The sequence below is a fragment of the Acinetobacter sp. WCHAc010034 genome (assembly GCF_001696615.3).
Lineage (GTDB): Bacteria > Pseudomonadota > Gammaproteobacteria > Pseudomonadales > Moraxellaceae > Acinetobacter.
The window spans coordinates 1,696,607-1,720,392 of record NZ_CP032279.1 but is presented as its reverse complement, the minus strand read 5'-3'; the positions used below and the strand labels follow the sequence as shown (position 1 = coordinate 1,720,392).

Annotated in this window: 22 protein-coding genes; 10 read left to right on the top strand and 12 right to left on the bottom strand. The window is 54.2% G+C overall.

Features of this window, described 5'->3' with window-relative positions:
* The first annotated feature begins 240 nt into the window (after nucleotides 1-240).
* Nucleotides 241-780, top strand: a complete 540-nt coding sequence (locus tag BEN74_RS09895) for a DUF2726 domain-containing protein (protein ID WP_068907977.1) — start codon at nucleotides 241-243, stop codon at nucleotides 778-780.
* 62 nt (nucleotides 781-842) lie between these two features.
* Here BEN74_RS09895 and BEN74_RS09890 read toward each other — a convergent pair whose 3' ends face one another.
* The 10 genes from BEN74_RS09890 to BEN74_RS09845 form a co-directional block, all read right to left on the bottom strand.
* A complete protein-coding gene (locus BEN74_RS09890; RefSeq protein WP_068907980.1) occupies nucleotides 843-1,199 on the bottom strand; it encodes a RidA family protein in 357 nt (118 codons plus the stop codon).
* 61 nt (nucleotides 1,200-1,260) lie between these two features.
* Nucleotides 1,261-1,479, bottom strand: coding sequence for a hypothetical protein (locus BEN74_RS09885; RefSeq protein ID WP_068908092.1), 219 nt, complete (start codon nucleotides 1,477-1,479; stop codon nucleotides 1,261-1,263).
* Between the two features lie 56 nt (nucleotides 1,480-1,535).
* Nucleotides 1,536-2,948 carry a cell envelope integrity protein CreD gene (gene creD, locus BEN74_RS09880; RefSeq protein ID WP_068907982.1) on the bottom strand — a complete coding sequence of 471 codons (1,413 nt, stop codon included), beginning with the start codon at nucleotides 2,946-2,948 and terminating at the stop codon, nucleotides 1,536-1,538.
* Nucleotides 2,949-3,116: 168 nt separating this feature from the next.
* Nucleotides 3,117-4,583 (bottom strand): two-component system sensor histidine kinase CreC, encoded by a 1,467-nt coding sequence (gene creC, locus BEN74_RS09875; protein ID WP_068907984.1) that lies wholly within the window; start codon nucleotides 4,581-4,583, stop codon nucleotides 3,117-3,119.
* 10 nt (nucleotides 4,584-4,593) lie between these two features.
* Nucleotides 4,594-5,322, bottom strand: coding sequence for a two-component system response regulator CreB (gene creB / locus BEN74_RS09870; protein WP_068907986.1), 729 nt, complete (start codon nucleotides 5,320-5,322; stop codon nucleotides 4,594-4,596).
* 471 nt (nucleotides 5,323-5,793) lie between these two features.
* Entirely contained in the window at nucleotides 5,794-5,988 is a 195-nt protein-coding gene (locus tag BEN74_RS09865) for a hypothetical protein (RefSeq protein ID WP_068907988.1), read from the bottom strand.
* Entirely contained in the window at nucleotides 5,982-7,037 is a 1,056-nt protein-coding gene (gene dinB / locus BEN74_RS09860; RefSeq protein WP_068908094.1) for a DNA polymerase IV, read from the bottom strand. The genes BEN74_RS09865 and dinB overlap by 7 nt, the downstream gene beginning before the upstream one ends.
* Before the next feature lie 124 nt (nucleotides 7,038-7,161).
* Nucleotides 7,162-7,947, bottom strand: a complete 786-nt coding sequence (locus tag BEN74_RS09855; RefSeq protein WP_086374328.1) for a GH25 family lysozyme — start codon at nucleotides 7,945-7,947, stop codon at nucleotides 7,162-7,164.
* A 78-nt stretch (nucleotides 7,948-8,025) separates the two neighbouring features.
* Nucleotides 8,026-9,417: a multidrug transporter subunit MdtD gene (mdtD, locus tag BEN74_RS09850; RefSeq protein ID WP_068907992.1), complete on the bottom strand. Its 1,392-nt coding sequence runs from the start codon at nucleotides 9,415-9,417 to the stop codon at nucleotides 8,026-8,028.
* A 145-nt stretch (nucleotides 9,418-9,562) separates the two neighbouring features.
* Nucleotides 9,563-10,183: a TIGR00730 family Rossman fold protein gene (locus BEN74_RS09845; protein ID WP_068907995.1), complete on the bottom strand. Its 621-nt coding sequence runs from the start codon at nucleotides 10,181-10,183 to the stop codon at nucleotides 9,563-9,565.
* Nucleotides 10,184-10,507: 324 nt separating this feature from the next.
* Between BEN74_RS09845 and BEN74_RS09840 the strand changes: the two genes are divergently transcribed.
* The 6 genes from BEN74_RS09840 (at nucleotide 10,508) to BEN74_RS09815 (ending at nucleotide 19,064) form a co-directional block, all read left to right on the top strand.
* The gene (locus BEN74_RS09840; RefSeq protein WP_068907997.1) at nucleotides 10,508-12,091 is read left to right on the top strand and encodes a TerC family protein; all 1,584 of its coding nucleotides are present in this window, start codon (nucleotides 10,508-10,510) and stop codon (nucleotides 12,089-12,091) included.
* Between the two features lie 75 nt (nucleotides 12,092-12,166).
* Nucleotides 12,167-12,634, top strand: a complete 468-nt coding sequence (locus BEN74_RS09835; protein ID WP_068908097.1) for a YchJ family protein — start codon at nucleotides 12,167-12,169, stop codon at nucleotides 12,632-12,634.
* A 61-nt stretch (nucleotides 12,635-12,695) separates the two neighbouring features.
* On the top strand, nucleotides 12,696-13,340 hold the full coding sequence (locus BEN74_RS09830) for a trimeric intracellular cation channel family protein (RefSeq protein ID WP_068907999.1): 645 nt from the start codon (nucleotides 12,696-12,698) through the stop codon (nucleotides 13,338-13,340).
* 129 nt (nucleotides 13,341-13,469) lie between these two features.
* Nucleotides 13,470-14,789: an MFS transporter gene (locus tag BEN74_RS09825; protein WP_068908002.1), complete on the top strand. Its 1,320-nt coding sequence runs from the start codon at nucleotides 13,470-13,472 to the stop codon at nucleotides 14,787-14,789.
* A gap of 227 nt (nucleotides 14,790-15,016) precedes the next feature.
* Entirely contained in the window at nucleotides 15,017-17,236 is a 2,220-nt protein-coding gene (parC, locus tag BEN74_RS09820; RefSeq protein WP_068908004.1) for a DNA topoisomerase IV subunit A, read from the top strand.
* Nucleotides 17,237-17,387: 151 nt separating this feature from the next.
* Nucleotides 17,388-19,064 carry an AMP-binding protein gene (locus BEN74_RS09815; RefSeq protein WP_068908007.1) on the top strand — a complete coding sequence of 559 codons (1,677 nt, stop codon included), beginning with the start codon at nucleotides 17,388-17,390 and terminating at the stop codon, nucleotides 19,062-19,064.
* 44 nt (nucleotides 19,065-19,108) lie between these two features.
* Here BEN74_RS09815 and BEN74_RS09810 read toward each other — a convergent pair whose 3' ends face one another.
* A complete protein-coding gene (locus tag BEN74_RS09810) occupies nucleotides 19,109-19,489 on the bottom strand; it encodes a hypothetical protein (protein ID WP_068908008.1) in 381 nt (126 codons plus the stop codon).
* Nucleotides 19,490-19,594: 105 nt separating this feature from the next.
* Here BEN74_RS09810 and BEN74_RS09805 point away from each other — a divergent pair, with 105 nt between their 5' ends.
* Nucleotides 19,595-19,993, top strand: a complete 399-nt coding sequence (locus BEN74_RS09805) for an MAPEG family protein (RefSeq protein WP_068908010.1) — start codon at nucleotides 19,595-19,597, stop codon at nucleotides 19,991-19,993.
* A gap of 117 nt (nucleotides 19,994-20,110) precedes the next feature.
* Complete coding sequence (gene ppa / locus BEN74_RS09800; protein WP_068908012.1) at nucleotides 20,111-20,647, top strand: inorganic diphosphatase; 537 nt, start codon at nucleotides 20,111-20,113, stop codon at nucleotides 20,645-20,647.
* An 89-nt stretch (nucleotides 20,648-20,736) separates the two neighbouring features.
* On the opposite strand, the gene BEN74_RS09795 is transcribed toward ppa, so the two are convergent.
* A complete protein-coding gene (locus BEN74_RS09795; RefSeq protein ID WP_068908015.1) occupies nucleotides 20,737-22,059 on the bottom strand; it encodes an OprD family outer membrane porin in 1,323 nt (440 codons plus the stop codon).
* 904 nt (nucleotides 22,060-22,963) lie between these two features.
* Here BEN74_RS09795 and BEN74_RS09785 point away from each other — a divergent pair.
* Complete coding sequence (locus BEN74_RS09785; protein ID WP_068908099.1) at nucleotides 22,964-23,728, top strand: TorF family putative porin; 765 nt, start codon at nucleotides 22,964-22,966, stop codon at nucleotides 23,726-23,728.
* Nucleotides 23,729-23,786 lie beyond the last annotated feature (58 nt).

Below are 23,786 nucleotides of genomic sequence, written 5' to 3'. Positions count from 1 at the left end.
TTCCGCGGATGGCATACATTAGCCGGAATAGCCGATGATGGGCTATTGCCCTGAAGCATCGGACATTCCAGAGATGGCGGCTGCTGTGCAGCGAATTGTCAATTTTGACGCATGTTTGGTGTAAGCTTGAGGGGAATTTTTTTAATTGAAAATTTTAACAATAAGACCCGCTGTATACTGGAGCAAGTCATAAGTTTACGGCTAAAAAACGATTATAAGAAAGATAAAGGATTATGAGAGATGGCAATTTATATTGTGATCGCGAGTATTTTACTTGGCTGCATGCTCATAATGGCTTGGAGCAGTCTGGAAAATAACGCCAGGCAGCAGGATAGCGCATTGAAGCAGCGCGCTATTTTCAATATCAATGAGCAGCGGACCTATACGCGCCTGAAGGAGATTCTGCCCGGCCATATGATTTTGGCGCATGTTTCCTTTGATGCGCTGCTGACTACCAAATATTACCGCACGCGCAATAAGTACCGGAATATGGTGGCGGACTTTGTGGTGCTGGATAAAAACCAGCAGGTGGCTGCGATTGTCGCTTTGGATGACCCGATGGTGCTGAAGCGCCCGCAGCGCGCGCAGTATCAGGATGCGCTGCTGGAAATGGCCGGCTACCGCGTCATCCGCTATGAGGATGTGCCTGAGTATTATCAGCTGCGGGAAGATTTTCTGCCTGAGCATGCCAAACTGCTGCCGGCTGCGCCGGCAAGCGGCCTGAAGAAGTACCACCTTTATTCAGATCTGAAACGCAAAAAGGTCAAGCTGCTCAGCTGAGAAGCTGAAATGAAAAAGCATGCCGGAACGGCATGCTTTTTTTTGCGGGCGCAGCCTGGGCTTTATTCAGGCTTGACCGCAACCACGGTCATTTCAACCAGCACATCCGGCGCATAAAGCTTGGCTTCAACGCAGGTGCGGGGCAGGGCGTTCATGCCGCTGACCCAGGCATCCCAGACTTCATTCATGCCGGCATAGTCCTGTTCAATGTCCTTGAGGAAAATCATCACCGACATGATATGGCTTTTGTCGGTGCCGGCATCCGCCAGAAAGCGGTCAATGATGTCCAGCGTCTGCCGGGTTTGGCCCTGAATATCCAAGCTGGTGTCTGCAGCCAGCTGGCCGGCCAAATGCACCAAATTGCCGGAAATGGCGATTTCCGAAAAGCGTTTTTCTACATGCAGTCGCTGTACAGTCATGATCAATCCTGAGTTTTAAAAGCTATGCGCTAAGTTTACGTGATCAGGGCGGTTCTGCAAATCAGCTTTGCTGCGGCGCCAGCGCTTCAATCCGGACCCGCAGGCGGGACTGGAAAATAATCAGGCCGTTATGGCTGGGGCAGATGATCAGATTGCCCAGATTCAGAAACTGAATATGCGCTGCCCTGAGCCGGTTCAGGCAGAATGCAATTGAGCTGTGCATTGGGCAGGCCTGCTCTAAGGCCAGAAGGGCATTGCTGGATGGCGGATGGAGATGCATTTTTTCGGCCTCTGCAGAAATGGCGGATGTCTGAACCGGCATCCGCGGGTTGGCGGTCAGGATTGCTGCTGCGCATCAGGCTTCGGCCCGCGCTCAGGCCGGCTGCTGAGCTGATACCAGTCCACATGGCGGGTTAGGAACATCACGGCTGCCAGCGCAATGAAGGAAATCACCGAGCCGATCAGGAAGGTTTTGCCTGAAGACTGCAGCAGCAGGTACATGACCGCGTACAGCGCGCTGAGGATGATGCCGAACAGCGCAGCGTTTTTTATGCCGTTCATGACAAAGCAGAGGTACCAAGTCATCAGGCTGACGCAGGCCGCGGCGGCCGCCGCATAGGCCCAGGCGAAGGCATAGTATTCGCTGATGGAAAGCAGCAGCACAAAGAAGATGCCCTGCGCCATCGCCACCAGGGAATATTGCACCGGGTGAATGCGCAGGCCTTTCAGGACTTCAAACAGGAAGAAGCAGCCGAAAGTGATCAGGATGATGACAATGCCGTATTTCAGGGCGCGGTCTGTCAGGGTATAGGCATTCACCGGCTCCAGAAACTCAGTGGAAAGTCCGGTTTTGTCCGCGCGGCCTTCACTGTAGGCTGATTCGCGCTCCGCATTGGCATTGCCGAGCTGGCGGATGCAGTCATTGCTGCTGCAGCTGGCCAGCTTATTCAGGTTCTGCTGCCCTAAGGCGATATTCTTCCATTGCGCGGTAAACCGCTGCGGGCTGCTGGTTTTTTCATAAGGCAGGCTTTGGCCGTCGTATTTGGCATCCGCCCAGTTGCCTTGGGCGGCGTAAGTGACCTGGCGGCTGGCCGGAATCAGGGTGAATTTCCCCAAGCCGGCGCTGTTGACCTGCAGGCTGAATTTAAAGCCGTTCTGAATAGCGCTCAGCAGTTCGGGGCGCTGCTGCACCGAGATGGCCATGAAATCAAAGCCTGAGCCGGCGCTGCCTTGCGGGCTTATTTCAAACTGATAGCTTTTATTCAGGATTTTAATGCTGGGATTGCTGTCCAGCCCGCGCGGATCATGCACCGGCAGCACGATTTCGGCTTTATCCCACTGATACTGCTGGCCGGCGATTTCCGGCTTCTGAAACACGCCTTGCGCGTTTAAATCCGCCTGATAGCTGACGGCGCGGTAAATGGTGCGCTTGTAGGCCTGATCCGACACATTGAATGCCGCGGTCCAGTCGGTGCTGTCTGCGCCGATCAGCGCAAAACGGTTCAGGGTGCAGGCATACTGCTGATTTTTTTCATTCAGGCAGGTGCTCTGCTCCTGATAGGGTACCCGGATATAGGGTGAAATAATCGCCTGTGGGCTGATGCTGCTTTGGGCAATATCGCTGAGGAAGGCCTGCTGATAGCCCTGCCGCTCTGAAACCAGCCCTGAGATGAAAATCAGGCCGACCCAGAACAGCGCCATCAGAATAATGATGGCGATGAGTTTGATGCTGAGAAAGCTTGCGCGCATTGCTGTTCCTTATATGTGCTGCTGATGGGAACAGTGTGCGCAAGGGCGGTGTGCTTTATTTGAACCGGCGTTGATTTTTCTGTGAAGTTTCGGTGAAGCCGCCGGTAGCCCTGTTTTTTCGGCTCAGGAAGCGGGCAGCAGGAACAGCCTTGGCTTTAAGCGGCGGGCTTAAGGGTGCTGCAACTGCGGCAGCTGCATGCTGACCGCAACGCCCTGCAGGTGCGGGCGAAGTTCATGCAGCTGATCTGCATCGATATTCTGAATCTGGATCTGGCCGTGATGCTGTTCAGTCACCTGCTTGACAATGCTCAGCCCGATGCCGGAGCTGCGCTGCCGGGTATCCGGCCGGGGCAGGGAAAAATAAGTGTCAAACAGCTGATCTAAGGCAAATTCAGGAATCCACGGCCCTTCATTGAAAATCTGGATCTGCAGCGTCCGGTTTGGCTGGGCGCGCAGCCGGATCAGCATTTTCGCCCCTTCGGCGGAAAAATCCAGGGCATTGTCCAGCAGGTTGGACAGCGCCTGCTGCAGCCAGAAGCGGTCCGCCTGAATGCGGCAGGGCTGCTGCAGCTCCAGCCGGCAGTCAATCCGCCGGTTCTGCATCCGGCTGGCCTGCTGATCCAGCACCTGCTGCATCAGCTGCGCCAAATCAAATTCATGCAGGTCTAGCGGATGCTTGGATTTTTCCAGCCGGGTCAGCAGCAGCATGCGGTCAATCAGGCTTCTCAGGCGCTGGCTCTGCTCATGGATATGCGCGGCGAACTGCTGCTGATCCTGCAGCGGCAGCGCTTCATTCAGCAGTTCTGCGCTGGCCTGAATCGCGCTGAGCGGGCTTTTCAGCTCATGGGTCAGGGTGTTGACATAGTGTTCCACATAGGCGCGGTCTTCAAGTTTTTCCCGCATGGTTTCAACTGCCTGCGCCACCTGATTCAGCTCCTTTGCGGAATGGAAATGCGGCGTCTGATTTACCGGCGCCAGCGCCTGCGCGTATCTGCGCACCCGGTCAATGCTGTGCTTCAGCCAGTACGCCACCAGGCTGGCCAGAAACAGGCTGAGCAGGGCAATCCAGATGGCCTGCTGAAACAGCTTGTCTTCGGCGCGCTGGATATACGGCTGCACGGAAATATTCGGCTTGCCGATGCTGACCACGCCAATCAGCTGCTGCTGATGGTAGATCGGGGCGGCGATGTACATGGTGCTGCTGCCGGCGTCATAGGGATTGCTGCGGGTTGAGCGCACGCCGTATTTGCCCTGCAGCGTCAGGTAGACGTCATTCCATCGGGAATAGTCTTGGCCAGCCGCCAGCCCCTGGGAATCATAAATTACTCTGCCTTGCGCATCGGTAATGTAAATCTGCTGGTTGATTTCCTTTTTATTATGCTGCCAGATATTGGCGTTGATTTTCCGGTTCAGCGCATTCTGAATTTTTTCATCAAACTGCGCTGTGGCGACCTTCTGCGCATAGACATCTTCCGCCACCAGCATGGCGATGATATTGGCGTTTTCGGCCAGGGTGTCTTCCACCACCTGGCGCACATTCGGCTTGACCTGCTGGTTGAAGGCATAGGACATGAACCAGAGCCCGAGCAGGATCACCAGGCCGAAGAAGAACCAGATGCGGATGAAGATTGACATGCCGGCTGGCCTAATCCAGCCGCTTCAGGCTGTAGCCGAAACCGCGGTGCGTCACAATCGGGTCCTGGGCGGCTGAAACCTGCTTGAGTTTTTGCCGGAGGCCTTTGATGTGGGTATCGACGGTGCGCTCCAGGCTGTGTTCCGGATGTTCCCAGATGTGGTCCATCAGCTGCTGGCGGCTGAAGACCTGTTCAGGGTGGTCAATCAGCAGCTTAAGCAGGCGGTATTCGTAGCGGGTCAGCTGCAGGGCGGTGCCGAGAAAATGGATTTGCAGTGATTCATCAAGGCAGCGCCATGTTTTGGCTGCCGCCTGCACACCCTCCGCTTCAGCCAGACTCATGCGGCCTAGGGGCGAAGCCTGCGCCTGCAGTTCCATCCTGCGCCATATCGCCTTGATGCGTGAAACAATTTCACGCGAGCTGAACGGCTTGGCGCAGTAATCATCGGCGCCGATTTCCAGCCCGACAATCCGGTCTATTTCATCATCGCGCGCGGTGAGGAACAGCAGCGGCGTGTGGCTGAAGCTGCGGATTTTCCTGCAGACTTCAAAGCCGTTCAGATCCGGCAGGCCGACATCTAAAATAATAAAGTCAAAGTCCTGCTGCTGCAGCATTTGAATGGCCTGCAGGCCGGCGCTGGCCCAGCTGACTTGCCAGTCTTCACGCTCAAGGGCATAGCGCAGGGGCATGAGAATTGCGGCGTCATCCTCTACGCACAGAATTTGTCTTTTGTTATTCATGAGCCTGTGAATTTGCTGGAATTTATTGCAGTGTACTTAAATTATTTTTTTTAGGCGAATGAACTTTAAGTGAAGTCTGTATGCGCTTTATGAAGGCTGCGGGGGGAGGTGGGAAGATTTGAAGCGGGCGCTTACCCATGTTGATGTTTGAGCGCCCTGCAATATTCGGATTTGATCGTCACGCCAATTACAGGACAGCATGCTACAAGTATTGGTGACTTGCGGCATCTCGGCAGCTGCATGGGTAATGCATTGCGCGGACTAGATTACGCTATTTTTTGAGCAGATGGGTAAGTATTTAGTCGAAGGATGAGCTTTTGCCTAAAAAACACTCAAATCGTTCAGATTGTTTTTATTTTCATGCAATTGCTGCGGCCGCATGTGCGCTTAGGCAAATAGCAAGGTGAATAGGCGCAGCCGCAAATGCAGCGCAGGGTTTTTACCGGGTTTGCGCAGGCCATGCCTTACTTTTCAAAGATGAAAAGTAACAAAAATCTTCTGCTGGACTGAGGGGATGTCCTTATCCCCCAGTCCAGCGGCGGCATCCCTGCCGCCCATCACGCTGGCCGAATCCGGCATGACGCTTATACGGCAAAGCGGGCTTTCAGCATGAATAATGCAGGGGCTGCAGCCAAAGCCTGGCATCATATTTTTGAGCTTTACCACAGCAGCAGCTGCGCTTCATCCTGCTGTTCTGCAAGCTGATACAGCCCGACGCCAATCAGGCGGAACTGATCCTGCGCGGGAATCTGCATTTCCTTCAGCAGCATCTGCACGGCCTGAATCATTTCCTGCTGCGAACTGAGCGCCTGCTTAAAGCTTCTGCTGTGCTGCAGAACCTGAAAATTTTTAAGCTTAAGCTTGACCGTTACGCCGCGCGCCTGCAGGCGCTTTTTTTCCAGGCTCAGCCAGACCCGCTCAATCAGGCTGTCCCAATAGGCGGCGCACTGCGCCAGGCTCAGGTCATCATCAAAGGTGGTTTCCTTGGAAATCTGCTGGCGTTCGCGCTCAGTTTGAACCGGGCGCTCATCAATGCCCTGCGCATATAGAAACAGCTGCCGTCCGTATTTGCCGAAATGCTGGATCAGCACGGCTTCTTCAATCGCCTGCAAATCGCCCAAGGTCTGCAGCTGCATGCTGTGCAGCTTCCGCTGCGTGACTTTGCCCACGCCGGGAATTTTATGCAGCGGCAGGCCATGAATGAAGGCCTGAACTTTGGAGGGCTTGATCACGCAGATGCCGTCCGGCTTGTTCCAGTCCGAAGCGACTTTGGCGAGGAATTTATTCGGCGCCACGCCGGCGGAGGCGGTCAGGCCGGTGGCCTGAAAAATCTCTGCGCGGATGCGCATGGCGGCTTCGGTAGCGCTGGCGATGTTCTGCAGGTTTTCCGTCACATCCAGATAGGCTTCATCCAGCGACAGCGGCTCAATCTGCGCGGTATAGCGCTGGAACACCGCATGAATCTGCGCGGAAACGGCGCGGTATTTTTCAAAATCCGGCTCAATGACCGTGAGCTGCGGGCACAGCTTGCGGGCCTGACTCATCGGCATGGCGGAACGCAGGCCAAATTCGCGCGCAGGGTAGGAGGCAGCGCAAATCACCGCGCGCGGATGGTGCGAGGACACCACCACAGGCAGATGCCGCAGCTCAGGGCGCTCGCGCAGTTCTACAGATGCATAAAAGGCATCCATATCAATATGAATGATTTTTCTCATGCAGCGGCATGGCCGGAATAGGTTGATGCACGCAGTATCGCACAGCTTGCCGGCAGAGGTCAGCGGCATTGTATTTGGCGCGACACAGGCTGACTGGCTAAAGCTGCTTGGGCAACAGCTCCGGCTATTGCGCCGCGGCCTGTTCCGCCGGCGCGGCCGGGCTTAAGCCGTTCCGCAGCAGGAAGGCCTGCCAGTCTTTTTCAGCGCCATTGAAGACATTCAAATCCACAGCTTTAGCAATGCCTTGAATCTGGCCCTGATTGGTATGCTGCCAGAACAGCCAGTCGGGATTGTTCTTTAAATCCGGCTTGCCCCGGTATTCGCGCACCCAAAGCGGGGTGGCTTTAAATTCTCCGGCCAGCACAATATTGTAGAAGGATTTGGAAATATAGAAAATCGGCTGCTTGCCGTAATGCTGCTGCAGCCGGTCATGCATGGCCTGAATTTCCTGCAGCAGCTGCTCTTTGCTGTAGGTGTTGATGCATTTGCTGTCATATTCCAGATCAATCACCGGCGGCAGGGCGTCGTCCTTTTTCGGCACGGTTTCAATGAAGTTCTGCGCCTGAATGGCGCCGCCGCGGCACAGCCGGTAAAAATGATAGGCGCCGACTAAAAAGCCCTGTTCACGCGCCTGCAGCCAGTTGTCCTGAAATTTAGTGTCCTTAAAATCGCCGCCTTCAGTGGCTTTCAGATACACAAAGCGGTAGGCCTGCGGGGAAATTTCCCGCCATTGCACATCGCCCTGATGATGCGAGACATCAAAGCCTTTGACCGGATATTCTTCCGCCGATGCAAAGCGGTGCGGCATCAGCAGCGCATAGGCCAGCAGCGCGGCGGCTGCAAAGCCCAGCAGCCCAATCAAAGGGCTGTAGGTCTTTAAAGCGGAAGGGGCCGGCTGGCGTTTTTTCATGTGCAGCATACAGGTGGATGTCCGGGCTTCATGATAGCGCGAACCGGCGGGCTAAACTATGGCGTTTCTGCGCCGCGCTTAAGCTGCCGCATCTTCAGGAATCCGCCAGAAAACCGCAGCTGCGATCAGGTTGATGCAGCCGAGGCAGATTAAGGCGGCGTGAAAGGCGGCGGTGGTCTGCCCGGCGCCGAAATAAGCGCTGAAGGCATTCACCAGGGTGCCCGCCAAAGCCACGCCAATGCTCATCGATACCATCATGATCATCGACAGGAAACTGTTGCCGCTGCTGGCATCCTGCTGCGGCAGGTCTTTCAGGGTCAAGGTATTCATGGCGACGAACTGCAGGGAGTTCAGCATGCCGAAGGCAAAGAAATGCAGCGCGCGCAGCCATGCCGGCGTATCCGCCGAGCTGAGGGCAAAGCTGGCAATGCAGGCGCCGACCAGCAGGGTATTGGCCAGCAGCGTCCGGCGGTAGCCGAAGCGCTGGATAATAGGGCGGATCAGCGGCTTGGAGGCCAGCGAGCCTAAAACAGTCGGAATCATCAGCAGGCCGGTGACAAAGGGCTGAAAGCCGAATGCCACCTGCAGCATCAGCGGCATGAGAAACGGCATGGCATTGCCGCCCAGCCGGGCAAAAAAATTGCCGAGGATGCCTATGGCATACACCCGGTTTTGAAACAGCTGGCTGCGGAACAGCGCATTGCGGCTGCTGTGCGAATGCAGGGCATACAGCAGGCAGGCCAGCAGGCCTGAACCGGTCAGGCCAATGCCCCAGTACAGCGAATCAGACGCGCCGGCAAAGTTCTCAATGCCTAAAGACAGGCCCGCCATGGCTATGACCAGCAGCAGGAATCCCAGAAAATCAAAGCGCGCCACGCTGGGTTCAGCCACATTCGGCATGGCTTTGAAGATGATCAGGCAGCCCAGAATGCCCATCGGGATATTGATCAGGAAAATCCAGTGCCAGGTGGCGGCTTCCACCAGCCAGCCGCCAAGCGTGGGGCCAATCAGCGGGCCAATTAAGCCGGCAAGGCTCATCAGGCTCATGGCGGACAGGAACTGGCTGCGCGGAATCACTTTCAGCATGGCCAGGCGGCCGACCGGCAGCAGCAGCGCGCCGCCGATGCCCTGCAGAACCCGGTAAAGCAGCAGCTCATTCAGGCTGCCGGACTGGCCGCAGCCGAGCGAGGCCAGAGTAAAAATGATGATGGCGGCGAAATAGGTGTTGCGCACGCCGAAGCGGTCCGCCAGCCAGCCGCTGAGCGGAATGCAGGCCGCCACAGACAGCACATAGGCCACCACCACGCTGTGCATGTTCAGCGGGTCTTCATGCAGGCTTGCGGCCATGGCGGGAATGGCGGTATTGACAATGGTGGTGTCCAGGCCCTGCATGAAAAAGCCGATGGAAACCAGCAGCACCAGCAGCCTGAATTCCGGCTGCAGCGCTTGATGTGAAGTGGCGGCGGTCATAGCGTCAGAACTTTGAAATTTATAGGCAGTTTAGCTCAATCTGCCGGCGCCTGCCTGTCAAAGCGCAGCTGCAGCTTGAAGGCAGCCAAAGCAGGCGCAGCTGCGCCTGCCGCGGTTTTTATGTTTTTCAATTCCGGCGCCGGGCTTAAACCACGAAATGCTCCGGGAAATCCAGATTGCGCAGCGCGCTGAAAATCTGCTGAGACGAATTGCAGACAATCAGCTTGGCGCGGTGCTGCGGCGGCAGGAAGCCTTCCTGCACTGCATGATCCAGCTGGGCAATCAGCGCATTGTAAAAGCCGTTGACGTTGTACAGCATCATCGGCTTTTGGTGCTGGTTCAGCTGCCCCCAGGTGGCGATTTCCAGAATTTCCTCCAGCGTGCCCAGCCCGCCCGGCAGGGCCACAAAGGCGCTGGCGCGCTCCGCCATCATGGCTTTGCGCTCATGCATGGTGCGCACAATATACAGCTCGGTCAGGCTGTTGTGGGCAATTTCATAGTCCAGCATAAATTCAGGAATCACCCCGACCGCTTCGCCGCCGTTCTGCACCACGGCATCCGCCACTTGGCCCATCAGGCCGATGCTGGCGCCGCCGTAAACCAGGCCGAAGCCCTGATCCGCAATGCCTTTGGCCAGCGCAATGGCTTTTTCCTGGTAAACCGGGTTGCTGCCGGAGCGCGAGCCGCAGTAAAGGGCGATCAGCGGCTGGGTAGTCTGAGGAGAGGAGAGGTTCAATTGTTCTGTCATTTTTAATGCACTATTCATATTGTTTTATTCACCTTAGCATTTTATTTTTGGCCGCTCCAGCTTAGCGCAGAAATATGACAGAATAATGCATCGGCTGCCCGCGGCGGGCTCTGGCTGCCGGCCTGCGCCCGGGCGCGCTAAAAAAAGATGAAATTCTGACTCAGCTTGCTATACTTAATTCCTGTTTTTCAACAAATGAACCGTCATGGGCAGTGGTTGTTGTCGCTCCGCATTAATGCATTTTCTGGACCTTAATCCAGCCGGCGCCCTCGCGCGCGCCTTACCTCATCTGAATATTCCGCAACTCCATGCCAGCCTGCGCAGCGCTCAGGAGAAGAACGCATGATCTTTGAATGGATGTCTGATCCTTCGGCCTGGGTGGGCCTGCTGACCTTAGTGGTGCTGGAAATTGTCCTCGGCATTGACAATCTGGTCTTTATTGCGATTCTGGCGGAAAAGCTGCCGCCGGAACAGCGCAATACCGCGCGGATTGTCGGCCTGCTGCTGGCGCTGTGCATGCGCCTGGTGCTGCTGGCCTCAATTGCATGGGTGGTCACGCTGACCAGCCCGCTGTTCCATATTTTCAGCCAGCCTTTCTCCGGGCGCGACCTGATCCTGCTGTTTGGCGGGGTGTTCCTGCTGTTCAAAGGCACCATGGAGCTGCGCGAGCGCCTGGAGCACCGGCCGATGCATAAGGAAGAAAGCCCGGCGCATGCGGCCTTCTGGATGGTGATTATCCAGATTGTGGTGCTGGACGCGGTCTTCTCGCTGGACAGCGTAATTACCGCAGTAGGCATGGTGAAGCATTTGTCAGTCATGATGATTGCGGTGGTGATCGCCGTCGGCATCATGCTCTGGGCTTCCAAGCCGCTGATGAATTTCGTCAACCGCCATCCGACGGTGGTGATCCTCTGCCTGTGCTTCCTGATGATGATCGGCTTCTCGCTGGTGGTGGAAGGCTTCGGCTACCACATTCCGAAAGGCTACCTGTACGCGGCCATCGGCTTCTCGGTGCTGATTGAGTTCCTGAATCAGACCATGCGCCACAATCAGGAAAAAACCGTCACCACCACCGACCTGCGCTACCGCACCGCTTCTGCAGTGATGCGCATGCTTGGCGGCAAAAGCACCGCGGAAAGCCATGAAAATGAGCCGGAAGATGTGCTGGCCACCCGCGCTTTCGCTGATGAGGTTTTTGCCGAAGACAATGGCGTGTACCACAGCGTGATGGTGCAGGGCGTGCTGGGCCTGTCTGAGCGCCCGGTGAAGTCGGTGATGACGCCGCGTCCGGAGCTGGAATGGATTGACCTGGAAGAAGATGAAGCCGCGATTAAGCACCAGCTGCTGGGCATGACCCATTCGCGCCTGATCATCGCGCGCGGCGAGCTGGACAACATTGCAGGGATTGTGCTGACGCATAAAGTCATGAATGAATACATTGAAACCGGCGTGCTGAACTTTGAAAAGCATCTGCGTGAACCGGTGATTGTGCATGAAAACGCCCAAGTGCTGATGGTGATGGAGCAGCTGCGCCAGGCGCCTTTGCAGATGGCGATTGTGCTGAATGAATACGGCTCGATTGAAGGCATCGCCACGCCGATTGACGTGCTGGAAGCGATTGCCGGCGAGTTCCCGGATGAAGACGAGCTGGAAACCGCTGCGGAAAGCCTGGAAGACGGCACCCTGATGCTGGAAGGCTCGACCGATATCCGCCATGTGTCGCTGCTGCTGGGTCGCGATCTGGTGGATGAATCGGAGCAGTATTCAACCTTATCCGGCTATATCCTGTTCCATTTGGGGCGCCTGCCGGAAAACGGCGCTAGGCTGAGCGCCGACGGGCATATTTTTGAAGTGGTGACCATGGATGGGCATAAGATTGAAAAAGTCCATGTCACGCCGGTTGGCGGCAATTTGCGCCCAAATTAAGCCTTCAGGCTGAACCCGGCGCAGGATTGCGCTAAAATAGCCCGTAATACGGGCTATTTTAAATTTGAGATGATGATGCCGGAAATGCACTGCCCCTGCGGCCAAGGCAGCTATGCCGGCTGCTGCCAGCCCCTGCATGCGGGGCTGGCTCAGGCGCAAAGCGCGCAGCAGCTGATGCGCTCGCGCTACAGCGCTTTCGCCAAGCAGGAAATCGATTACATTGTGAAAACCACGGCATTGGGCCAGCAGCCGGCCCTGGATGTGCCTGCCATTGCCGACTGGAGCAAGTCGAACCGCTGGCTGCGGCTGGAGATTATTCAGGCCAATGAAAAGCTGGATAAAACCCATGCGCAGGTGGAATTTAAAGCGCATTACCATGACGGCCAGCAGGCGCAGGCGCATCATGAAGTCTCGCATTTCGTCAGGCAGGGTGGCGCCTGGTACTTCCTGGACCCGACCGCGCCGCTGCAGACCGGCATGAAACAGCCCTGCATTTGCGCTTCAGGCAAAAAATTTAAGCAGTGCTGCGCGCAATATCTGTAGTTTTTTTCTGAAGATGGCTTAAAATAGCGCACATCTTTTACCCATCAGCGGATGAAGGGAAATGCTGCTTACGGTTATCTATATTATTGCAATTACGGCGGAAGCCATGACCGGCGCGCTGTCGGCCGGACGGCGCAGCATGGACTGGTTTGGCGTAATTCTGATTGCATGCGTAACGGCCTTGGGCGGCGGCTCGGTGCGCGATGTGCTGCTCGGGCATTACCCGCTGACCTGGGTCAAGCATCCGGAATATCTGGTGCTGACCTGCTGCGCAGCCTTAGTCACCATTCTGATTGCCAAATGGATGAAGCACCTGCATTCGATCTTCCTGCTGCTGGACGCCTTGGGCCTGATCGGCTTCACCATCATCGGCTGCCAGATTGCCCTGCAGATGGGCCACGGCTTTGTGGTGTCGGCGGTTGCCGGCGTGCTGACAGGCGTGTCCGGCGGCATCCTGCGCGACATTCTGTGCAACGACGTGCCGCTGGTGTTCCGGCGCGAGCTGTACGCCTCAATTTCCTTTGTGGCGGTGATTTTCTACTGGCTCTGCATCAATGGCGGCCTGTCGCTGGAAATCACCGTGATTTCAACGCTGATCTTCGGCTTTTCGCTGCGCTGCATCGCGATTTACTTCGGGCTGGAAATGCCGAAATTCATTTATAAGGATGATGATGCGCAGTCGGCCTCTTCCAAGGATGAAGCCTGATTTGCGCCGGGCCGGCGCGTAATTCCTGAATGCGCACCGGCTTTCCTGAACAGCATTAAAATAAGCAAAACTATAACTCCTGTTGTGAAAGCAGCATCTCCCACTTTCACCTGATGCAGAGAAACCGTTATGGATTTAGTATCGCGGATACAGCGCCTGCCTGTCGGCAAATTTCACTACACCCTGCTGTGGGTTATTGGACTGGGCTGGATGTTTGACGCCATGGATACCGGATTGATTTCCTTTATTCTGGCGAAAATGGCTGAAGACTGGGCCATGAGCCCGGCAGAAAAAGGCTGGGTGGTGTCCATCGGCTTTGTCGGCATGGCGATTGGCGCCGTGTGTTCCGGCGCATTGGCTGACCGCATCGGGCGCAAAACCGTTTTCGCCGCCACGCTGGTGCTGTACAGCATCGCTACCGCGGCCTGCGCCTTTGCGCCGAATCTGGCCTGGCTGCTGGCGTTCCGCTTTGTGGTGGGCCTGGGGCTGGGCGGCCAGCTGCCGGTGGCGGTGACCCTGGTCAGCGAATACATTCCGGCGCAGGTGCGCGGGCGCTTCATCGTGCTGCTGGAAAGCTTCTGGGGCCTGGGCTGGCTCTGCGCCGCGCTGATTTCATATTTTATTATTCCGCATTATGACTGGCATGCGGCCTTTCTGGTCGGCGGCCTGCCGGCGCTGTACGCGATTGTGATCTGGAAAATGGTGCCGGAGTCTGTGCCGTATTTAATCAACCGCGGCCGGCTGGATGAAGCGCATGCCTTGGTGAAAAAGATTGAAGCCCAATGCGGCGTGGAAGTCATTGAAATTTTTCAGGTCAAGCCGGTTGCTGAAAAGCGCAGCATCTCATTCCGCCAGCTCTGGTCCGGCGTGTTTGCGCGCCGCACCCTCATGCTGTGGCTGATCTGGTTCGGCATTGTGTATTCCTATTACGGCATTTTCACCTGGCTGCCGAGCCTGCTGGTGAAGCAGGGCTACAGCATAGTGCAGTCCTTTGAATACGTGCTGGTGATGATTCTGGCGCAGCTGCCGGGCTATATCGCGGCCGCCTGGCTGGTGGAAAAGCTGGGGCGCAAGGCGACGCTGGCCGGCTTTATCGGCATGTGCGCCATTTCCGCCTACTGCTTCGGGCAGGCGGATACAGTGGCGATGATTGTGCTCTGGGGCTGCCTGATGTCGTTCTTCAACCTCGGCGCATGGGGCGTGCTCTACACCTATACGCCGGAACAGTATCCGGCCAATATCCGCGCCTTCGGTTCAGGCTGGGCGGCGGCCATCGGGCGCATCGGCGGCATCGCCGCGCCTTTGGCGGTGACCCATATGATGGTGCTGGAAAACGGCTTCAGCTATGTATTCAGCATGTTTACCGCGGTGCTGCTGGCGGTGGCGGCGGTGATTTTAGTGCTGGGCGAGGAAACCAAAGGCAAGACGCTGGAGTCGATTGGCTTATAAGCCGCAATGGCGCGGCCATGCGCATTTGCGCCTGCGCCGCCCTCCGCCGTTAAAATAGCAAAATAAGCAGTTGAACATTTCCCGGAAAATGGATAATTTTACGGCAGTAGATCCGCCATAAGACATGATTTGTCGCGGCGCGTCCGCTCCGGCCCTTGTGCCGGGAGCAGGCGCGACATAGCATAAGAACCCAAGAAAAAAATATTTGATCAGGACTGCAGGTTGTTATGACGAGCCTTGCGCATCATGCGACAGAAAACCGTTCCGTAGCGGAATTTACCGAACAAGCTTACCTTAATTACGCCATGTACGTGATTATGGACCGCGCCTTGCCGCATATCAGCGACGGCTTGAAGCCGGTGCAGCGCCGCATTGTCTACGCCATGAGCGAACTGGGCCTGAAGCCGTCCGGCAAGCCGAAAAAATCTGCGCGCACCGTGGGCGACGTGCTGGGGAAATACCATCCGCACGGCGATTACGCCTGCTATGAAGCCATGGTGCTGATGGCGCAGCCGTTCAGCTACCGCTATCCTTTTATTGAGGGCCAGGGCAACTGGGGTTCGCCGGATGATCCGAAATCCTTCGCGGCCATGCGCTATACCGAAGCCAAGCTGTCGGCCTACAGCGACCTGCTGCTGTCTGAACTCGGGCAGGGCACCTGCGACTGGCAGGACAACTTTGACGGCTCGATGAAAGAGCCGGTGAATCTGCCGGCGCGCGTGCCGAATATCCTGCTCAACGGCACCACCGGCATTGCGGTCGGCATGGCGACGGATATTCCGCCGCACAACCTGCGCGAAGTGGTCAAGGGCACCATTGCGCTGATCCGCAACCCGAATCTGAGCGATGAAAAAGTTGCGGAATACATTCCCGCGCCGGATCTGCCGACCAGGGCGGAAATTATTACCGCGCCTGCAGAATTGCTGAAAATTCAAACCGCCGGCCGCGGCAGCTACCGCACCCGTGCAGTGTACAGCATTGAAAAAAATGAAATTGTGATTACGGAATTGCCGTATCAGGTGTCCGGCTCCAAAATTATTGCCCAGATTGCCGATCAGATGCAGGCCAAAAAGCTGCCGCTGGTCAGCGACCTGCGCGATGAATCGGATCATCAGAACCCGACGCGGCTGGTGATTGTGCTGCGCTCCAGCCGCATTGATGCGCAGGCGGTGATGAGCCACCTATTCGCCACGACAGATTTAGAATCCAGCTACCGCGTCAACATGAACATGATCGGCGCAGACGGCCGCCCGCAGGTGAAATCCATCCGCCGCATTCTGCTGGAATGGATTGAGATCCGCAAAAATACTGTGACGCGCCGCCTGCAGCATCATCTCAGTAAAATTGAAAAGCGCCTGCATATTCTGCAGGGCCTGATCACCGCATTTTTAAATATCGATGAAGTGATTCAAATCATCCGCGAAGAAGACCAGCCCAAGCCGGTTCTGATGTCGCGCTTCAATCTTGATGAAATTCAGGCCGAAGCCATTCTGGAACTCAAGCTGCGCCATTTGGCCAAGCTGGAAGAAATGGAAATGCGCCGCGAGCAGGACGAACTGGAAGCCAGGGCTGCCATTATCCGCGAACAGCTGGCCAATCCTGAGTCTTTGAAAGGCCTGATCATCGGTGAACTGAAAGACGATGCGAAGAAATTCGGCGATGACCGGCGCTCGCCTATTGTGCAGCGCGAAGACGCGCAGGCGATTAATGAACAGGATATGCTGCCGGCCGATCCGGTCACCGTAGTGCTGTCTGAAGCCGGCTGGATCCGCGCGGCCAAGGGCCATGAAGTGGATGCTGAAAATCTGAATTTCCGCGCCGGCGACCAGTACCTCAGCCATGCGCAGGGCAAGTCCAATCAGCGCGTATATGTGCTGGACGATGCCGGGCGCAGCTATGCTTTAGCCATCAATACGCTGCCTTCGGCGCGCGGCCTGGGCGAACCGCTCAGTTCAAAACTGGCGCCGGCCAGCGGCGTCGGCTTCAGGCAGGTGCTGATTGCCGAAGATGACGCCGAGCTTTTGGCGGTCAGCAGCAAAGGCTACGGCTTTAAAACCCAGGCCAAGCAGCTGGATACCAATGCCAAAGCCGGCAAAGCCTTCCTAAGCTTATCTGACGGCGCGCAGCCGATGAATCTGCAGGCAGCTGAACAGTTTACGCATCTTGCGCTGCTCAGTTCAGCCGGGCGCCTGCTGCTGATTGATTTGGCGGAGCTGCCGGCGCTGAATAAAGGCAAAGGCAACAAATTGATGCAGCTAGAAGCGGATGATCAGCTTGTGTCCATGACAGCTCTAAGTTTAGATGAAATAATTCAAGTGTTTGCAGGCCAGCAGCAGCTGAAGCTGAAGGGCGATGACCTGCAGAAATACATCGGCAAGCGCGCTTCGAAGGGCCTGCTGCTGCCGCGCGGCTATCAAAAAGCAAATAAACTGTTCATTCAAAGATAATACTAGCATCCATGGATCGAAATACGTTATATATGCAAAGTATTCGTGAAATGGATGCAATATTAGGCGCAAACAAGTTAAATAATGAGCTGCTTAATATTGAGAAAAACAGTTGAATTATTAAGGATTACTGACAGGAGAATCGGGCGCTATGGAAAAAATTTGGTTCGCTGAATACCGGAAAACAGGTATTCCGGAAACTGTAGAATTGCCGCCGGAAAACACATCGCTGATTGATATTTTTGAGCGCAACTTTCAAAGATTTGGCTCACGCGAAGCCTTCATTTTTATGGACAAAGTGCTGACATTCAGTGAACTGGATGAAGCCAGCCGCAAATTCGCCACTTACCTGCAAAGCCTAGGTCTGGCCAAAGGCACACGCGTTGCCGTGATGATGCCGAACGTGCTGCAGTATCCTGTTGTGGCTTTAGGGGTGTTCCGCGCCGGCCTGGTTCTGGTGAATGTCAACCCGCTGTATACGTCGCGCGAGCTGGAGCATCAGCTGAATGACTCAGGCGCGGAAGCGCTGGTGATTATTGAGAACTTCGCCTCGGTTTATCAGGCGATTATCGGAAAAACTCCGGTGAAGCATGTGGTTGTAGCGTCAGTCGGCGACATGCTGGGCGCGCTGAAAGGCACGCTGGTGAATTTTGTGCTGCGCTCGGTGCGCAAGCAGATTCCGGCATGGAACATTCCGGGCCATATCCGCTTCAACGCCGCCATGTCTAAAGTCAGCGCCGGCAATTACAAGCGCCCGAACCTGACGCTCAGCGACACCGCAGTGCTGCAGTACACCGGCGGCACCACAGGCGTGTCGAAAGGCGCGGAATTGACCCACCGCAACCTGGTATCCAACATGCTGCAGTGCGACGGCATTTTCCAGAGCAAATTCGGCAAGCAGGACGGCCAGCCGGACGACCGGATTTTCTGCGCCTTGCCGCTGTACCACATCTTTGCCTTCATGGTATGCGCGCTTTACGGCATGTACAAAGGCCAGGCCAACGTGCTGATTCCGAACCCGCGCGACCTGCCTGCAGTAATCAAAGAGCTGCGCAAGTACCAGCCGACTTTCTTCCCGGCGGTGAACACCCTGTTCAATGCGCTGGTGAACAATGAAGAATTCAAGCAGCTGGACCACAGCAAAATGAAGATGGCGATGGGCGGCGGCATGGCTGTGCTGGCTTCCACAGCGGAAGCCTGGAAAAAAGTCACCGGCACCAACATCATTGAAGGCTACGGCCTGTCGGAAACTTCACCGGTGGCAACAGCGAACCCGCCTGCATCCATGGAGTTCAGCGGCACTATCGGCATTCCGCTTCCGCTGACTGAAGTGGCGATTCTGGATGATGACGGCAATGAAGTAGCGCTGGGCGGGCAGGGCGAGATTTCAATCCGCGGCCCGCAGGTGATGAAAGGCTACTGGAACCGTCCGGACGAAACTGAAAAAGTCATGTTCAACGGCTTCTTCCGCACCGGCGACATCGGCGTTATGGACCCGCGCGGCTATGTGAAAATTGTTGACCGCAAGAAAGACATGATCCTGGTATCCGGCTTTAATGTTTATCCGTCTGAAATTGAAGAAGTTGTTTCGCAGCACCCTAAAGTGCTGGAAGTAGCGGCGATCGGAGTTCCGGATGAGAAATCAGGCGAAGTGCCGAAGCTGTTTGTAGTGAAAAAAGATCCGTCACTGACCACAGAAGAAGTGCTGGCGTTTGCCAAAGAAAACTTAACCGGCTATAAGCGCCCGCGCTATGTTGAATTTATGGATGAATTGCCGAAATCCAACGTAGGCAAAATCCTGCGCAAGGATCTGCGCAAAACAGCCTAATTCATGCCGCATGAAAAAAGCGCCTCCGGGCGCTTTTTTTATGCTTATTTCTTCATCAGCCAGCGGTCGAAATAGCGCCGGCCCACGCCGAAAATGCCCAGGAAAATAAACATGGCGCCGAACTGCAGGCCGAACTGGCGCTGCTGGAATTCGCCGTGGCTGAGTACATTGTCAATAATGCAGTAGACGGCAATCGCAATCACCCAGTGCCACAGGGGCCAGCGCTTGATGGAGACCGCATAGAAGGCAACCCACAGCACAATGAAGGTGAAAATGGTGGACCAGATATTCATATTGGCGCAAATTACCGTCAGCAGGAAAGCCGTTACCGGAATGACAATTTTTAAAACGCGGTCAACCTGCAGCTGATTCAGGCGCTGCTGTTCCAGCACATCGAGCATTTCTTTTTGATCTGGACTGACCATATCCGGCTTACCTGCATAATTAATGAAAACACCCTATTTAACAAAATTTATTGATGAATTGCCATGCTATGATGGCGCTTATAAATTCTTTCAGAGAAAAAACGCATGCACAGCATAAGTGGGATCATCTATCTCATTTTAGGCGCCTGCTTACTGCCTTATGTTTTCACTTTCATTGCAAAAAAGGCTGCAGGCTTTACAGCGCGGGACAATCAGAACCCCAGAGCGTTTTTAGCCCGCACAGAGGGCCTGGCCAGCCGGGCGCACGCCGCGCAGCAGAACAGTTTTGAAAGCCTGCCTTTATTTGTAGGCGCGGTTTTAATGGCGGAGTACATGGTCATTCCGCAAAGCTTCACCATGACGCTGGGCATCGCTTATATTGTGCTGCGGATTATTTACGGCATTTGCTATCTGGCCAATTGGGCTGCTTTGCGCTCGATTATCTGGACGCTGTCCATGCTTTGCCCGGTCTGCCTGCTGCTGATCATTATTAAAATAACCTAAGCTGCGCCCACAGTTTGGCGAAAATTTTGACGCTGAAATGCAAAATCAGAAAAAAATCCGCAAAAACCGTTATAATTGTGCCGGTTTAAAAGACTTAACTTGTTAAAGAGCAATGCTATGAGCTACAGCAATATCCCAGCGGGTAAAGATGCGCCGAATGACATCTATGTCATCATTGAAATTCCTGCAAACGCAGCGCCAATTAAATACGAAATTGATAAAGATTCGGATGCATTATTCGTAGACCGTTTCATGGGCACAGCAATGTTCTACCCGGCGAACTACGGCTATGTGCCGAACACTTTGTCTCTTGACGGTGACCCGCTGGACGTTCTGGTGGTAACGCCGCATCCGGTAGAGCCAGGCTCAGTCATCCGCTGCCGCCCGGTAGGCAAGCTGAATATGGAAGATGACGGCGGCATTGATGCGAAACTGATTGCAGTGCCGCACGAAAAATTAACGCCGCTGTATAAAGATGTTCAGGAATATACCGATCTTCCTGAGCTGCTGATCAAGCAAGTTGAGCACTTCTTTGCCCATTATAAAGACCTTGAAGCGGGCAAATGGGTTAAGCTCAGCGGCTGGGAAGGTTCTGAAGTCGCTAAGCAGGAAGTTTTGAGCTCAATCGAAGCGTATAAAGAAGCAAATAAATAATTGCTGTGAATTCCGGCGTGCTTAGCAAAGCCTGAATAAAAAAACCTGCACAGTGTGCAGGTTTTTTTACCGCCTTAATTCACCGGGAATTAAAACAATTTTACAGGGATATCAAGGAATAAGCGCCATTCGTTGGTATCGCCGATGTAAGGGCCGTTATAAACATCGTTTGCGCGGTAGTAGGAGTTGCGCACACGCAGGCTGGCGTCTTTGGCAAAACCGCTTTGCACCGTGTACTTCACTTGGTTAAAGAACTCTTGTTCCTTGCCTTCTTCCGCAGTGCCGGCAACTTTGATGTCCCAGCCGTAAACATAGGCAGTGGTCCAGTTCAGGCCCGGAACGCCTAATTTGCCGAAATCCAAGTTGTATTGAACTTGTGCGGATTTTTCATGGTTGCCGATAAAGTCAGACAGATATGAGTTTGGCAAGTAGACGCTTTGGAAGCCGTCAGCATTCTGGCCGTAGTCATAGCCGACATTGCCTGTGTTTTGCTGGTAAGCCAGCATGATGTTATGCGGGCCTTGGTTATAGGCGCCAGAAATAGCCCAGATATTATTGGTTTTTTCTACGCCAGCAACGCCAGTATCAGCGTAATTTGATGCTAATTCACCAGTCGCAGAATAAGTTACAGCATTTTTATCAAATTTTGTATGATAGCCGCTGAAATCATAAGTCAAGGAGCTGCCATTAGCCAAAGCTTGCTTATAGTTGGCATTGACATAATGACGGTCTAGCGCATTTTTGCTGTCCAGGCCATAGTAAGAGGCATTTAGGGCGTCGCTGAATTTGTATTTTGCGCCCCAAACTACAGCGCGGTCTAAATTGTTGCCGTCGGTATTGATCTGGTGCGACATTTGGTTTTTGGTAAATTTACCGGCTGTCAGTTCCAGTCCGTTAATTTCACGGCTGGTGGCCAGCACGCCTTCAAAATATTCAGGCACCATGCGGCCCGTGTTGCTGGCAAGGACAGGCAAGTCTAAAACTTGGGTACCGTAGCGCACTTCAGTATTGGAAATGCGCGCTTTTACATTGGCGCCGCCGCGCGCCCAGTGATCATAAGTGTCGCCAGCTTGTTTTTTGCCATTCAATGTTTCACGCGGAATCATCTGGTTGCCGGCGTTTTTATTGCTGCCAAGCTTGAATGACGCATCACCTACAGCGCCCACGCCAAAACCGACAACGCCTTTGGTATAGCCGGAGTCCAAATCAAAAATTGCAGACTGCGCATATGAGCTTTGGTCTTTCACACCTGGGGTTTTTTTATCGCGGTTGATATAGCCGGTACGGAACAGCACAGAGCCTTCAGCATCTTCAACAAAGCCTTTAGCTTCGCTTTGTTCACTTGCATATACAGTAGAAATTAAAGCAGCGTTAATGAGTAACGCGAGTGTAAGCTGTTGCGGTTTTAGCATTGGGAGAGCGCCTCATGCAAAAAAGATATAGTAAAATAGCAGTTGAATTGTATAAGTATCCATTAAAAACATACCATTTTTATTGACTTTATTACACTAAAGTTATTCGCTTTTCAGATGAACTGCACGCATGCTTATATTGCTGAAATTTTTAAAAAAATTTATTGCTTTGAATTTTTAGTAAAAACAAAAGCATAATTTTCACTTTTGGTTGACAATTGCCCGGTTTTGCGCCTGTTCAGGCGCAACTGAATGGCGAATATCTGATCAAAAGCCTGCACTTCGGGGCTTTCAGCGCAGCTCAGCTGAACATTAAATCGCCATGAAATCTATGCGTCAGGCTTATGGTCTGCAGCTGCGGATGAACCTGGAAATAGCCAGCAGATACAAGTTATTTTAAAAAATGGTATAAAAATTCAGGTTTGCAGCAGGCTGTATTCTGCCGCTTGGCTGCGGGCCATGAATTATGTGAATTGTGGCTGAATTCTGCGGCTGGCCATACCTTAGGGCAATTTCTTATGCCCCGCCAGAATTCAGGACGCTAAGCAGCCTCATATGCATCAATGCAGGGCTATGCGCTTTTTTTGTGCAGCGCCTCAAGGTGCGGTGAAAAAACATACTCAAAAAGAGGCGTTTTTCATCAGCCGCCCATGCCTGAAGCGGGATGGAAACCGGAGGACGCCGGACCTGAAGGGCTGAAGCGGCGCTTAGGGCAGCCGGCATGCCTTGAATGCCTGTATTTGAAATAAATAGATTAAAAACATTGGTTTAATTGTATGATATGCTGTTTTTTCAGCAAAGGGCGCGGCTTTCTTGCATGGAAAATTGAAGTTGGCACAGCGCTTGCTAATAACTATTAAGCAAGTCAAAAGTAAGTCAATAAAATCTATTGGGGGATTCTGAAATGTTGAAGAAAATATTTGCTGCCGCGGCTTTAACCGCTGCTTCTGGCGCTGTATTTGCTGAGGAAGCGCCAGCATTGCCGTTCGGCCTGTCTTTCAGCGGAAGCGCTGCAGTGACAACGGACTACCGTTTCCGCGGCGTAACGCAAACTCAAAATGATCCGGCTTTGCAGGGAGGCTTCACCCTAGGGCATGCTTCGGGCTTATATTTTGGACTTTGGGGTTCCAATGTGAATTTCGGCAGCGGCACGCCAAGCCTGGAACTTGACCCTTCAATCGGCTATGCGGTAAAGCTGGAAAGCTTCAGCAGCAAGCCGGTGCTGGACGTCGGCGTGCTGTACTATAACTATCCAAGCGCCAATGACCTCAACTGGGCCGAGCTGTACGGAAAACTGACCTTCGCCAATGCAATTGCCGAAGGCGATAGCCTGCTGACTAATCTGAACTATACCAATGATTATGGCGGCGTGAGCACAGACAGCTGGAATGTCAATGTGGGCTACTCGGTTCCATTCGGCTCAAGCGGTTTCGGCGGGGTGGCAAATGTCGGCTATACAGCGGTTGATGATGAAACAAAATATTCATTCAATGGCGATGATAATTATGTGGACTGGAAAATCGGCCTAACTTACGGCTTTAAATCTGTTCCCGGCGCAACCGCTGAACTGGCTGCCGTGGGCACCAATATGGATACAGATGGCGCCTATGAACCGACATCCCGCGGCGTAGAAACCGGCGCGGTATTTACCCTGACCAAAACCTTCTAAACTGCTGAATGCTGAAAAAGCCTTCAGAGCGCTGCTCTGGAGGCTTTTTTTATTCCGC